General features: G+C 74.0%; 10 protein-coding genes and 1 pseudogene. 5 read left to right on the top strand and 6 right to left on the bottom strand.

The genetic code is table 11. From position 1 onward, the window contains the following. Window positions 1-14 precede the first annotated feature (14 nt). Together LJB74_RS16290 and LJB74_RS16285 are read right to left on the bottom strand one after the other, a co-directional pair. Window positions 15-864: pseudogene (locus LJB74_RS16290) on the bottom strand (methyltransferase domain-containing protein). A gap of 64 nt (window positions 865-928) precedes the next feature. Continuing rightward, a complete protein-coding gene (locus LJB74_RS16285; protein WP_259309525.1) occupies window positions 929-1,654 on the bottom strand; it encodes a maleylpyruvate isomerase family mycothiol-dependent enzyme in 726 nt (241 codons plus the stop codon). A 63-nt stretch (window positions 1,655-1,717) separates the two neighbouring features. Here LJB74_RS16285 and LJB74_RS16280 point away from each other — a divergent pair, with 63 nt between their 5' ends. Further along, window positions 1,718-2,614: a 3-methyladenine DNA glycosylase gene (locus LJB74_RS16280; protein ID WP_259309524.1), complete on the top strand. Its 897-nt coding sequence runs from the start codon at window positions 1,718-1,720 to the stop codon at window positions 2,612-2,614. Between the two features lie 37 nt (window positions 2,615-2,651). On the opposite strand, the gene LJB74_RS16275 is transcribed toward LJB74_RS16280, so the two are convergent. The 4 genes from LJB74_RS16275 to LJB74_RS16260 are packed head-to-tail and all read right to left on the bottom strand — an operon-like array spanning window position 2,652 to window position 9,862. Further along, on the bottom strand, window positions 2,652-3,395 hold the full coding sequence (locus LJB74_RS16275; RefSeq protein WP_259309523.1) for an ABC transporter ATP-binding protein: 744 nt from the start codon (window positions 3,393-3,395) through the stop codon (window positions 2,652-2,654). Beyond that, entirely contained in the window at window positions 3,392-4,297 is a 906-nt protein-coding gene (locus tag LJB74_RS16270; protein ID WP_259309522.1) for an ABC transporter ATP-binding protein, read from the bottom strand. The genes LJB74_RS16275 and LJB74_RS16270 overlap by 4 nt, the downstream gene beginning before the upstream one ends. A 4-nt stretch (window positions 4,298-4,301) precedes the next feature. Continuing rightward, window positions 4,302-6,977, bottom strand: coding sequence for an FtsX-like permease family protein (locus tag LJB74_RS16265; protein ID WP_259309521.1), 2,676 nt, complete (start codon window positions 6,975-6,977; stop codon window positions 4,302-4,304). 11 nt (window positions 6,978-6,988) lie between these two features. Continuing rightward, window positions 6,989-9,862: an ABC transporter permease gene (locus LJB74_RS16260; protein WP_259309520.1), complete on the bottom strand. Its 2,874-nt coding sequence runs from the start codon at window positions 9,860-9,862 to the stop codon at window positions 6,989-6,991. 278 nt (window positions 9,863-10,140) lie between these two features. Here LJB74_RS16260 and LJB74_RS16255 point away from each other — a divergent pair, with 278 nt between their 5' ends. The 4 genes from LJB74_RS16255 (at window position 10,141) to LJB74_RS16240 (ending at window position 13,568) form a co-directional block, all read left to right on the top strand. Next, the gene (locus LJB74_RS16255) at window positions 10,141-11,643 is read left to right on the top strand and encodes a glutamate synthase subunit beta (RefSeq protein ID WP_259309519.1); all 1,503 of its coding nucleotides are present in this window, start codon (window positions 10,141-10,143) and stop codon (window positions 11,641-11,643) included. A gap of 59 nt (window positions 11,644-11,702) precedes the next feature. After that, a complete protein-coding gene (locus LJB74_RS16250) occupies window positions 11,703-12,248 on the top strand; it encodes a GNAT family N-acetyltransferase (RefSeq protein ID WP_259309518.1) in 546 nt (181 codons plus the stop codon). 109 nt (window positions 12,249-12,357) lie between these two features. Continuing rightward, the gene (locus LJB74_RS16245) at window positions 12,358-12,606 is read left to right on the top strand and encodes a hypothetical protein (RefSeq protein ID WP_259309517.1); all 249 of its coding nucleotides are present in this window, start codon (window positions 12,358-12,360) and stop codon (window positions 12,604-12,606) included. Further along, entirely contained in the window at window positions 12,603-13,568 is a 966-nt protein-coding gene (locus tag LJB74_RS16240; RefSeq protein WP_259309516.1) for an FAD:protein FMN transferase, read from the top strand. Before LJB74_RS16245 ends, LJB74_RS16240 begins: the two co-directional genes overlap by 4 nt. Window positions 13,569-13,638 lie beyond the last annotated feature (70 nt).

The raw sequence follows: 13,638 nt of genomic DNA, 5'->3' as shown, positions 1-13,638 counted from the left end.
CCTAAGCGCCACCGTCAGACGCGGGCGACGACCTCACCGTGCAGGATCGCGAACCAGCCGTCGGGCTGCTCGGACCACTCCCGCCACCCGTCCGCCAGGTGCTCGAGCGCGACGTCGTCCGCCAGGTTGTGCTCGACCGCCTGCCGGGCGAAGTCCGACGCGACGGACCGATCGGCCCACAGGGTGCCCCACCACGTGCGGTCCTCCTGCGACGAGTAGGACCACACGCCTGCCGTGGGGATGATGCCGGCAGGGTCGAAGCCGGCAGCGAGCGCCCAGCTCAGGAGCCGCCGACCGGCGTCCGCCTGTGCCTCGTTCGCCTGGGTGACCTCGTGGTACAGCGCGAGCCACTCGTCGAGGGCGGCCGACGGCGGGTACCAGGTCATCGCCGCGTAGTCGGCGTCGCGGACCGCCACGATCCCCCCGGGGCGCGCGACCCGCTTCATCTCGCGCAGGGCCGCGACCGGGTCGGTCAGGTGCTGAAGCACCTGGTGGGCGTGCACGACGTCGAACGAGTCGTCCTCGAACGGGAGCTGGTAGGCGTCCCCCCTCGAGGAAGCGCAGGTTGACGAGCCCGGCCCCTGCGGCCGCAGCGCGCGCGTCCTCGAGGACCACGGCGGCGTTGTCGAGGCCGACCACCTCTCCGGGTGCGAGCCGACGCGCGAGGTCGACCGTGACCGTCCCCGGCCCGCAACCGACGTCGAGCAGGCTCTGCCCGCGGCGCAGGTGCGGGAGCAGGTAGCCCGCCGAGTTCTCGGCGGTCCGCCACCGGTGCGATCGCAGCACGCTCTCGTGGTGGCCGTGGGTGTAGCGCTCCTCGCGCTCCGCGTCCCGGGCAGAGGGTGTCGCGTCTGGTGTCGCCATGCTCACACGTTAGCCCGTTACCACCAGGTGAGACAGCACATCTCGGTGATCGAGAATCGCTCGATCACGGCCAGGGCAGGAGCTCCGGCAGCTCACCAGGCTCGCCGTCCCGTTCCACGACGAGCGTACCGACCGGCGCGCGGCCCGCCAGCACCGCCACGAGGTCGCCGACCGCACCGCGGACCGCGACGTCGGAGCCGGCGCCGATCTCCCAGCCCTCGCCACCGTCGGTGGGGCGCAGCACCAGTCGCGTCCCCTCCGGCACCCGCGGGGACAGGTAGCGGACGACGTGGTCGCACAACGCCCGCGACCACTCGGCGTTCGTCACCCCGAGCTCGAGGTCCGTGAGGTGGATGCCGAGCTCACGCCACCACGCGTGCGCGACCGCCGTCGCCGTCCCGTTGCGGTGCTGGATCGGAGCAGACCAGCCCTCGGCGCCCAGGGCCGCGAGCGCGGACTCGACGCGCAGGGCGGCCGCCCGGACGTCACGGGCGTGGTCCTCGGCCGGTGCACCGGCCGAGGCCTCGATCGCCGCGTCCCGCGCAGGCATCCCACCGTCGTAGAACGCGACCAGCCGACCGGCACGCGCATGCTCGAGCTGTCGCGCGATGGCGTTGCCGACGCCGACGAGATGAGCCAGCACGTGCCCCGTCGTCCAGCCCGGAAGCGGCGACGCCGTCTGGACCTGATCATCGGTGAGCCGATCCAGGAGCTCCTCGAGCCGCAGCCGCAGCGCGAGCACGTCGGCGACCAGTACGGCAGGAGCAGCGAAGGTGGTGTTCACGGTCATGCGGGCCAGTATGCGACAGCCCCCTGAGCGGCCGTACGACGTCGTCGGCACTAGCCTGGCGGCATGACGTCGCCGCCGCACGCGCGTGAGTGGCTGACCCTCGACGCCGCCGCCTGGCTCCCTCTCGCGGAGGCGCACGCCGATCGGGCCGACGCGCTCACGGCAGGGCACAGCGCGCGCCGGACCACCGGCGCACGGCACCCGGTCGACGACTTCCTCTACGACTACTACGGGGTCAAGCCCTCGCTGCTGCGTCGCTGGCACCCCGGCCCGGACGTCGTGCTCGAACCGACGCCGAGCGGTCCCGCCGAGCACAGCACGTGGCGCTGGTACACCACCGGCGCAGACGGCACCGTGCGGCTGGACGTCGACGCCTACCTGGCCGACCGTGGCGACACCGTGCGCTACGTGCGGACGCTGCTCGCCGCGACGGCATCCCGACCGGCGCAGACCGGGTGCTTCGGGCTGCACGAGTGGGCCATGGTCTACCACCAGGACGACACGCGGCGCCGGCACACCCTCCCGCTCCGGCTCGGACGGACCGGCACCGACGCCGTCGTCGACTCCCACCCGATCCGGTGCAGCCACATCGACGCCTACCGGTTCTTCACCCCCGACGCCCTCCCGCTCAACAGCATGCACCTCACGCGCGAGAACCAGGTCGAGCACGAGCAGCCCGGCTGCCTGCACGCCAACATGGACCTGTTCAAGTGGGCGTCCAAGCTCGGCCCCGCCGTGCCCGGCGACCTCCTGCTCGACTGCTTCACGCTGGCCGGCGAGATCCGGCTCCTCGACATGCAGGCCTCCCCGTACGACCTGTCCGGGCTGGGCGAGACGGCCGTGGCCGTGGAGACCCCCGAGGGCAAGGCGGAGTACGTCGCCCGGCAGCGGGAGTTCGCCGGACGGTCCGCCACCCTCCGGGACCGGCTGATCCGCACCTGCGACGACCTCGCAGGCTGAGGGCCGAGCGACCCAGGCCGCACGACGGACCAGCAGGTCAGCCGTCCGCTCCCCGCAGGTCGATCCTCCCGTCATGCAGACGCACGACCCGGTCGGCACGCTCGACGATCATGGGGTCGTGGGTCGCGACGACAGCCGCGATCCCCTGCGAACGCACCAGGTCGCGGATGAGGTCGATCACGATCCGGGCGTTGCCGCTGTCGAGCTGACCCGTCGGCTCGTCCGCGAACAGGAGGCTCGGGCCCGCCGCGAGAGCGCGCGCGATCCCCACCCGCTGCTGCTGGCCGCCGGAGAGCTCGTCGACCCGCTGGCGCGCGTGGTCCTCGAGGCCGACGAGGGCCAGCACCTCCTCGACCCGCGCGTCGCGCACCGCGGCCGGTTCCCTCCGCAGCCGCAGGGGGACCTCCACGTTCTCGGCCGCGGTCAGGGTCTCGATCAGGCCGAAGGACTGGAACACGAAACCGAGCCGGTCGCGCCGGAGCGTCGCCAGCTCACGCTGGTCGAGAGAGGCGACGTCGACCCCACCGATCGCCACCGACCCCGACGTCGGCCGGTCGAGCGTGCCCAGCATGTTGAGCAGCGTCGTCTTGCCGGCTCCGGACGGACCGGTGACGACGAGCAGCTCGGCGGCCCGCACCTCGAGGCTCACGTCCTGGCACGCGTGCGTGTCACCCGCGCCGCTCCGGTACACGCGGACGAGAGACCGGGCCTCGAGGACGACCGTGCCGTCGCGGCCGTCGCCGTCGTCGCGGTCGTCGATGCCGTCGGCCTGCGTCGTCATGCGCCCTCACCCGTCCGGTCGTCGCGTCGCACGGTCACGTGGTCGGGCTCCAGCCCCAGCCGCACGCGGTCCTTGAGCCCCAACGACGTCATGTACGCGTCCGGCAGCTGGAGGCGACCGACCCGGTCGATCACCGCGAACTCCTCGGCCGTGTGGTGCTCCTCGCCCTCGTCGTCGACCCGCATGGTCCGCAGCACCTCCGTCGACGTCCGCCCGTCCCGGATCTGCACCGTCCGGCGCACGTGCAGGGACACCGACGGGTCATGCGTCACGATCAGGGTCGTGACGCCGCTCTCGACGTTCACGGCGCGCATGGCGGCGAGCACGTCGCTGCTCGCCGCGTCGTCGAGCTCACCGGTCGGCTCGTCCGCGAGCAGCACCTGCGGGTCGTTCGCGATCGCGACGGCGATCGCGACGCGCTGCTGCTGGGCGCCGGACATGCGGACCGGGCGGAGGTCCCGTGCGTCGCCGACCCCCAGCAGCTCGATCAGCTCGTCCGTGCGACGCGCTCGCACCCGCGGTCCGGCCGTTCGCGCGATCGCCATCACCGCAGCGATGTTCTCGGCGGCCGTGAGGTAGGGCAGCAGGTTGCGCGCGGCCTGCTGCCAGACGAACCCGACCCGGTGCCGCTGGAACGCGACCCGCTCGCGCGGCCCCATGAGCGTGAGGTCGTGGCCCGCGACCCGTGCGCCACCCGCAGTCGGTCGGTCGATCCCGGACAGGATGGTCAGCAGGGTCGACTTGCCCGACCCGGACGCCCCGACGACCGCCACGAGCTCTCCGGGCTCCACCCGCAGGTTGAGACCCTGCAGCGCCTGGACCTCGACACCGTGCGACCGGTAGATCCGGACGAGGTCGGTGCAGAGGATGTCAGGCTCACGGAGCGCGACAGGAACGGTCATGGGGTCATCCTTCCTCGATCGGGCGGACGGTGCGGCGACCGCGCGTCACGCGGAGCACCGCCGTGCTCAGCGCGACGGCGAGCACGACGACGACGCAGAACGCCCCGGAGAAGAGCGCGGTCGACGGGACGTCGATCACGGTCGCCGCGGTGCCGGCGAGTCCCGTGAACGGCCGCAGATCCATGACGGGGACGATCATCCGTGCCAGAAGGACACCCACCCCACCACCCGTGACCAGGGCGGCGACCGTCACCGGAGCGACCTCCCACACCGTCAGGGCACGCTCGTCGCGGCGGGTGGCACCGAGCGCGGACAGGGCGGCGAAGAGCCGGGACCGCGCAGCGGCTCCCAGGACGAGCGTCATGACGATCGCGAACGCGCCGGAGATCCCGGAGAGCGCGATCGCCACCGCCGTCGCGCGCCGGAGCCCGATGAAGGCGGGGCTCGCCGTCCGGGCCTCGGTCAGGGCCGCCGGCGTCGTGACCGTCGGCTCGGACCCGACCGCACGACGCACCGCCTGCGCGACCTCGTCCGGCCCCGCGGTGCCGTCGAGCCGCGCGAGCGCGACCTCGGGCGACGGGATGCCGGCGAGGAGCTCAGGAGCGACGGCAGCATCCACCAGGATCCACGTCGTGCTGTTCGACAGGGACGTCACGCTCGGCGCGACGGCGGCCACGGTCAGCTCGTGACCACCGAGGGAGAGCCGCTCGCCGCCGACCAGATCGGCGGTGCGGCGCGACAGGATCACCGGGACGGCGCCTCCGTCGGTGCGGGTGAACGACGCCGGCACGGCGATCCCGCCCGGCACCCCCGCCTGCACGACGTCCAGGGCCGCGGTGTCGACGATCAGGACGCTGACGATCTCGTGGGACGCCCCGACCGACAGGTCGACGCCGCGGTCGGTGGAGACGGCGGCGAGGCGGCGGACCCCCGGCACCGCGGCCATCGCCCGGAGCTGGTCGTCACTGAGCGCGGAGGCGCTCACCCGCAGGTCGGCGCCGGACGCGAGACGTGACGACGTCTCGATCCCGGTGGTGAGCGTGGACAGGATCGAACCCGAGAACACGGCGATCGACAGACCGAGGGACAACGCCATCATCGTCGCCGCACCACCGGCCGCCGTCCGGGCGCTCCGGGCCGCACCGAGGAACGCCGTCAGCCCCAGGCGTCGTCGCCCGAGCCTCGCCAGCCCGCGCAGGGCGACCGGCAGGATGCGCAGGGCCACGATCGCGCACGCGAGCGCCACGACCGGTGGGCCGACGACGAGCAGCGGGTTCAACGACACCGTGCTCGACGCCGTCGCGGCACCGTTCCGCACGAGGACGAGGACCGCCATCGCGGCCACCGTCAGGACGCCGAGCTCCACCATCACCCGGACCCGGAACGACCCGGCCTCCGGGGTGTCCCGCCTGCCGGCCGCGACGAGACCGGGCATGAGCGCGGTGATCGCGAGCGTGATCGCGACCGTCCAGCCTGCCGGTGCCGTCCCACCGAGCGTGCGACCGGCAAGGACCCCCACGACGGCGCCCGGCACCAGCCACGCGAGCGCGCTCACGGCGGTGACGACGCGGAGCCGGAGGCGACCTGAGCCACGCGCGGACATGACGCGTGACGCGACAGCGAGCCGACGGGCGAACAGTCGCGCGGCGAGGACCAGGGCGGCCAGCAGCGCGCTCGCCGGCCCGGCCGCGAGCATCTCGAGCAGCTGCAGGCTGACCACGTCCCGCCGGACCGACGCGTCGATGAAAACCGGCGCCCGGGTGGAGAACCGGAGCACACCGAGCTGCGAGGGGTCGGCCTCACGGTTGACGACGTGGGTCTGGCTCTCGAACGCGCGCATCTCGGCCACGAGCGCGCCCGCGTTCGCCATCGTGACGGTGCTCGGATCGACGCGGAACCACACGCTTGAGCGCACCGGCGCGGCGATGGCCGCGACCTCGGGCCACGACTCGGGTGCGACGTAGCCCTGGACGATCACGATCGAGCCGCTCACACCGGCGACGACCGACGGACGGACGAGGCTCGACGTGTGCGTCCAGAACGGGTCGGTGGGGTCCAGCGGGGTGAAGGTGCCGCTCAGCCGCACGACGCGGGTACCGCTCGGCGTCGTCAGGGACCGACGGTCGCCGACGTGCCACTCGGCGGCCGTCGCACACGCCGTCGAGAGCACGACGTCCACGTCCCCGCCGTCGACGACCACGTCGGGAAGCTGCCCGGAGTCGAGCCGGATCCTGTCGGCGAAGCGCGGATCGGCGCCCAGCGCGAGCTCGGTCACCTGCGCCGGAGGCTCGCCGGGCAGGGTCGAGGCCGTGACCGCGTCGGTGACCGTCGTGAACTGGGCCGGTCCGACCGAGGCGCGCAGCGTCGGTCCCATCGAGGCGTGCAGCTCGCCGAGCTGGTCCTCCAGGGCACCCCAGACGGCGTCGGCCCCCGGCGACAGCCCGCCGGCAGACGGCTCCCTCGACGGACCGACCGGCAGCGCGCCGACACCGTCGGCACGGACCTCGCGCTCCGCCGCGCTCGCGTTCGCGTTGAGGTCGTACCGGATGGCACCGGTGAGCATCCCCTCGACCGGGCCGGGGGCCGCGACCACGAGGCATGCGGTCGCGACGGCGAGCAGCGCGAGGAACGCGCCGGGACCGGCGGCGGTCCGTGCGGTCCGTGCGGTGAGTCGGATCATGCCGAAGCGCGTCATGAGCCGCCCGCCGTCGACCTGCGGACCGCCCACACGTAACCGCCGGCGATCACGACGAGACCTGCCACGAGGAAGGTGAGGGGCAGGACCGTCGCGCCCCATCCGGGCACGATCGCGGCGATCTGCGCCCCGGGCACCGCGGCCCTGGCGAGCTCGGCGACGCTCAGCCGGGCCGCGCCGACCCCCGCCAGCGCGCCGACGGCGATCCCGAAGACGCTCACGCCGACGAGCTCCGCCGCACGCAACCGCATCTGCGCACCGCTCGACATCCCCGACGCCCGGAGCACGGCGGTCCCGTGCCGCTGGCTCCGCACCAGGGTCACCGCCACCGCTGCGAGGGCGATCAGCGCGCTCACGGCCGAGCTGAGCACACCCGCCCACATGACCCGACCGACCGGGTCCAGCACCGGGCGGACGGACACCGTGGCCGCCGTCGTCACGTGGCTCGGCACGCGGGACACCATCGACGACTCCCGGCTCACGGCTGCCGGGTCGGCCGTCGCGATCCAGATCTCGGCCGGCTGGAGCACCGGTCCCCCACCGGCGAGAAGCGTCGCGTCGAGCGTCGGGAGGTCGGCCATGACGGCGAGCGGGTTCCCGGCACCAGGGACCTGCGCGACGGTCCCGGTGACGACGGCGTTGACCGGGAGCCCGGCAGAGACGTCCACGGTCACCCGGGAGCCGACGGAGAGGTCGCTCCGACGGGCGAGCGCGTCGGAGACGATGATCGGCAGCCGGGCCGCGGGCACCGACACCGCCATCGAGCGGCCGTGCGTCGCGGACGACGAGACGGTGACCGGGTCGAGCGGGGTGGCCCCGGTGAACGACACCTGCAGGTCGCGCCCCGGCGAGCCCACGAGATCGGCGTCGACCGCCAGGAGCGACCAGGCCCCGGCACCGGGCGGGAGCGCCCCGCTGAGCCGCACCGGCCCACGTGCCGCCTCGGCGACCTCGACGCTGCCGAGCTCCACCTGGGCGAGCGCACCCTGCGTGTCCATCACCCACGCGGACACGGCGACCTGCCCTGTTCGGTGGACGGCTTCAGGGTCCACGGCGACGTCGAGCACGACCTCCGACGCGGCGAGCGTCGGCAGGGCGGCCCGGGGCGCCGACCCGAGGAGTGCGTGGCCGTCGACCGCGGCGCCGTCCACCATGACCGCCGGCACCGCATCGGCGGCAGCAGCGACGACGTCGACGCGGTCGCTGCCGATCGACGCGGTCGTCGCCAGCACGACGGCGGCGTTGTCGACGCCGGCGATGGCCGCGTAGGGCGCCGCGGTGATCGGCACCGAGCGCCCGGACACCACACCGAGCACGGCGAGCCGCACGCGCACGTCGGTCCCGACCATCGAGGCGCTCGTGCGCGCGTCGACGGCGGACGCGGTCGCTGCGAGCGCGGCCGCCAGGGTCACCCCACCGCTCGCGAGCGCGAGGACAAGTGTCACCACGGCGAACACGCGCACCTGCCGCGCGACCTGGCGGGCCGCGAGCACCGGGGCCAGCGCCCGCAGCGACGCGAGGCGACGTGCCACCAACGCCGCGATCGGGCCGAGCAGCCCGGCGCCGACGAGGCACAACGACACCAAGGTGAGCGGTGCGGCCCAGCCCGCGAGCGCACCGCCCTCGCCGAGTCGGAGCTGCCAGCTGGCCAGGGCCGCCGCGACGAGCACGACCAGGACGAGCAGGACTCCGAGGACGCGCCACCGCTCCCGTGACGGTCCGAGCTCGCGCACCGCGGCGTGGGCGCGCGCGCTCGTCACCGCCACCGCGAGCAGCGCGACCAGAGCCACCGGACCACGCGCGGCGGCCCCGGCGCCCGCCAGCACCCAGCCGACCAGCACGGCGGGGACGACGACGACCGCGGACTCCGCGACGGCCCACCGCGTCAGCTGACCGACCGAGGTGCCCCGCGCGCGCAGGGTCGTCGTCTCGCCCGTCCGGGTGGACGCGAGCAGGCCTGCCAGCTGGACGAACGTGATCAGCGCGACGATGCCGACGAGGAGCGTCGGGAGCATCGCGATCACTGCGGCGGCCTGGACGACGCGGGTCGCCCGTGCGGCCGTCGCGGCGAGGCCCCCGGTGACCGTCGTCGACTGGTCGCTGATGGAGCCGGCTCGCGTGATCGCCGTCGACAGGGAGTCGACCGTCGCAGCACCCGCGAGCCTGGCCAGCGATCGCGCCGTCGTCTCCGGGACCACCGGCGCGATCACCCAGCGCGCGTAGACGCTGGTCGGGAGGGACGCCATCGCGGTCTCGTCGACGATGAACGGTCCCAGGTCACCGTCCGAGTAGCCCGAGGCGACGGCGGAGTCCCCGTACCAGCGGACGGCGGTGGGGTCGTCGGCCCGCCAGGTCCCGCTGATCACGAGCGTCACGGGGGCCGGAGGACCAGGGACCACGAGCGCGTCGCCGACCTGCAGGTGCAGCGCAGCAGCGGCGTCCGCCTGGACGGCTGCCGGCACGGTGCCGGCGTCGGGTGGCGTCGTCGGCCAGGTGCCTGCCACCAGGTGCGCGACGGACCTGATCGCGGCGTCGGACCCGACGAGCACGCGAGGGCCGGTGGTGGTCGTCAGCGGCGCAGCCGTCGTGGTACGAGTCACGGTGACCGGCACGCCGGCGAGCTGTCGCGCGACGAGCGCCTCGACCGCGGCGTCCTGCGCCGTCGGCGAGTCCGACAGGTGCGTCGTCACGACGACCGAGGCCGCGTCCGCGGGCGCGTGGGCGAGGAGGCTCCTGGCGCCGGTCACCCGCGCCGTCGCGAGAGCGGACGTGGCTGCGGTCACGAACCCGCTGGTGACCGCCGCCACCAGCCCGATCGCGGCGTAGACCGCGAGCCGGGAGGCGAGTCGCCGGGGTACGAGCGTCGCCATCGCGCCAGTCTGCCGTACCCGGCACCGGCGGTCAGCGCTTCCCGACACGGTGTCGTGCTCCAGGTCGGGACGTTCGATCCACCGAGTGGTCCGAACCCTCGGCCTAGACTCCTCGGGACTCGCGCGGAACCTGCGTGACGAGCGCCGGACCACCGTTCGTCGCACCCCACCGCCCTGATCGCGCACGACACCTCGCGGCGCGCACCACGGCGCGCACCATGGCGTGCTGATCGATCCCGCGGCAGATGTGGCCCGGGCCCGGAACCTGGAGGTGGAACGTGGCTGACCCCCGCGGATTCCTGACGACGCGCGAGCGTGAGCTGCCGACCGACCGACCGGTCCCGGTGCGGATCCTCGACTGGCGAGAGGTGCACGAGCACCGCGCCGGCCACCCGGACGACCTCGGGGTCCTCGGGCGTCAGGCCGGCCGTTGCATGGACTGCGGCGTCCCGTTCTGCCACTCGGCCTGCCCACTCGGGAACCTCATCCCGGACTGGAACGACCTCACCTGGCGCGGGCAGTGGGCCGACGCCGCCGACCGGCTGCACACGACCAACAACTTCCCGGAGTTCACCGGTCGGCTGTGCCCGGCACCGTGCGAGGCGAGCTGTGTGCTGGGGATCAACCAGCCACCCGTCACGATCAAGAACGTCGAGGTCTCGATCATCGACGAGGCCTGGGACCGCGGGCTCATCACCCCGCAGGTCCCGCAGTGGCTCACCGGCAAGAGCGTCGCCGTCGTCGGTTCGGGTCCGGCCGGCCTGGCCGCCGCCCAGCAGCTGACCCGGGTCGGGCACACGGTGGCCGTGTACGAGCGGGCGGACCGGATCGGCGGCCTCCTTCGCTACGGGATCCCCGAGTTCAAGATGGAGAAGCGGCACATCGACCGTCGCCTCGACCAGATGCGCGCCGAGGGCACACGGTTCCGCCCCGGGATCGAGGTCGGCCGCGACGTGACCGGCACCGAGCTCCTCGAGCGCTACGACGCCGTGGTGCTTGCCGTCGGGTCCACCACCCCCCGCGACCTCCCGGTGCCCGGACGCGCGCTCACCGGCGTGCTCCAGGCCATGGAGTACCTGCCCCCGGCGAACCGGGTGGCCATCCGGACCCCGCTCGACGACGCCGGGCTGGCCGACGCCGACCTGCCCGGGCTCCCGGTCGCGACGGGCAAGGACGTCGTCGTGATCGGGGGAGGTGACACCGGCGCGGACTGCGTCGGGACCGCGATCCGCCAGGGCGCCCGGTCCGTGACCCAGCTCGAGATCATGCCGCGACCACCGCAGGAGCGGCCCGACGCCCAGCCGTGGCCGACCTACCCGCTGCTCTACAAGGTCACGAGCGCGCACGAGGAGGGCGGCGAGCGGATCTACGCCGTGAGCACCCAGGAGCTGCTCGGCGACGACGCCGGCCAGGTGCGCGCGCTCCGGCTCGCCGACGTCGCGATGGTCGACGGCCGACCGACACCCGTCGCCGGGTCCGAACGGGAGATCCCGGCACAGCTCGTGCTGCTCGCGATGGGCTTCACCGGTCCGGAGAACGGTCCCCTGCTCGAGCAGTTCGGGGTCTCGCTGACACCCCGCGGTGTGATCTCCCGGTCCGACGACTTCGCGACCGAGGTCCCAGGTGTGTTCGTCGCGGGCGACGCGGGTCGCGGTCAGTCGCTGATCGTGTGGGCGATCGCCGAGGGGCGTGCCGCGGCCGCCGCGGTGGACACGTACCTGTCCGGCAAGACCGAGCTCCCCGCCCCGGTGACGGCGACCACGACGGCGATGCGCGCGTAGCGGTCCAGGCTGGCGATATCCCGTCGCGGGCACGGCGCGCCTCGGCATAGCCTCGGCGCATGACGCCGCCCTTCATCGTCAGGCGCACCTCCGAGGCCGACTGGCAGAACGTCCGCGACCTCCGCCTCGAGATGCTCGCCGACACCCCGCTGGCGTACGGCGAGACGGTCGAGGCGGCGCTCTCACGTCCCGAGCCCGAGTGGCGCATCCGCGCCGCGCGGGGCGACGGGCCCGGCACGACCGCCGTCGTGGCGATCGACACGATCACGGGGCGGTGGATCGGCACCATGGGCGGGTTCCTCGGCGGCTTCGGGTCGACGGGGCCGCTCCTGGTCGGTGTCTACGTCGCGCCGGGCAGTCGGGGTCGCGCGGCCGGGGTCGCCGACGCCCTCCTCGACGCGGTCGAGGACTGGGCGCGTGGACACGGCAGCACGCTGTCGCTGCACGTCCACGAGGACAACACCCGCGCGATCGCCTTCTACGAGCGTCGAGGGTTCACCTTCACAGGTGTCTCGGCGCCGTACGACCTCGCGCCGAGCCGGCGCGAGCTCGAGATGCAGCGCACCCTCCCCACTGTGCACGCACCGACCGGCCGGCACGCCTGACGTCACCGAGGCCTGCACGCAGGATCCGTCCGGCGCTCGCCCACCCGTTCACAGCCCGTCCATACGGAACGTCCGGCCCTCCTCCAGGGCGAGCGACCATGGTGGGGGCATGAGCAGCAACCGACACCCGAACCCCTTCATCCGCCCGCTCAACATCGCCCTGGGCGGGGCGCTGGCCGGCGTCATGGCGTACGTCGGCGTCACGGCCACCACCGGCAGCCTCGGCCAGTCCACGACCGGAACCGGGACGACCACCTCGACCACGACGAGCTCGACGACCAGCACGACAGCGGGCGCGTCGTCGGTCACGAGCGGAAGCACGACCACCCAGAGCAATGCCGGGACCCACGGATCATGACGCCCCGCGAGGCTCCCACTCGGTCGGCCGAGCCCCCGCAGCAGAACCGATCGACCCGACCCCGCGGGGTGGAGCTCCCGACGACGACCTGGCAGGACTGGAGCTGCACCGTGCGCCTGGTCGTGACGGACCCGGACGCCCTTCTCCCGGCCGCGACCGACCTGAGGGCCATGATGCGACGCGTCGACGTCGCGTCGAGCAGGTTCCGCCCCGACTCCGAGCTCAGCCGCGCGAACGCGCACGCGGGCCGACCGGTCGTGGTCTCCCGCACCCTCGTCGATCTCGTCGCCACGGCCCTCGGCGAGGCCGCGTGGTCGGGTGGTGCCGTCGACCCGACCCTCGGCCACGACCTCGTGCACCTCGGCTACGACCGGGACATCTTCCTCGTCAGGGACGACCCGGGAGACGTCGGACCCCGCTCGGCGCACCGGCCCCGCTGGGAGGACGTCCGGCTCGACGGCGCCACCGGACTGCTGACCGTGCCTGCCGGGTGCGCGCTCGATCTCGGCGCCTCGGCCAAGGCACAGACCGCCGACCGGGCGGCCGCCGAGCTGCATGGGCGCTACGGCTGCGACGTCCTGGTCGAGCTCGGCGGTGATCTCGCCATCGGCGGCTCCAAGGACGACTGGCAGATCCTGGTGGCCGAGCGAGCCGGCGACCCGGGTCAGCAGGTGACCCTCGGCGCCGGCGGGCTCGCGACCTCGACCACGACGATCCGCCGCTGGCAGCGTGGCGGTCGCGAGATCTCCCACATCCTCGACCCGGCCACGGGGTCCCCGGTGAGCGGCCCCTGGCGCACCGTGACTGTTGCCGCACCGAGCGCGACCCGCGCGAACACCTGCAGCACCGGCGCGATCGTGCACGGCGTCGACGCGATCGACTGGCTGGAGGACGCCCACGTCGCGGCCCGGCTCGTCGACCGTGAGGGCCGCGTCGTCACGACGGGCGGCTGGCCGAGCTGACGGCGACGGGGCCACCCTCTCCGAAGATGGCCCGCCGAAGCCGCCACCCGGCACGTCGGCGTCGGTGCAG

The organism is Cellulomonas sp. P24 (assembly GCF_024704385.1).
In the GTDB taxonomy this organism is placed as follows: Bacteria; Actinomycetota; Actinomycetes; order Actinomycetales; family Cellulomonadaceae; genus JAJDFX01.
Note: the sequence above shows the minus strand (reverse complement) of the source record. Positions and strands in the feature narration are given on the sequence as shown.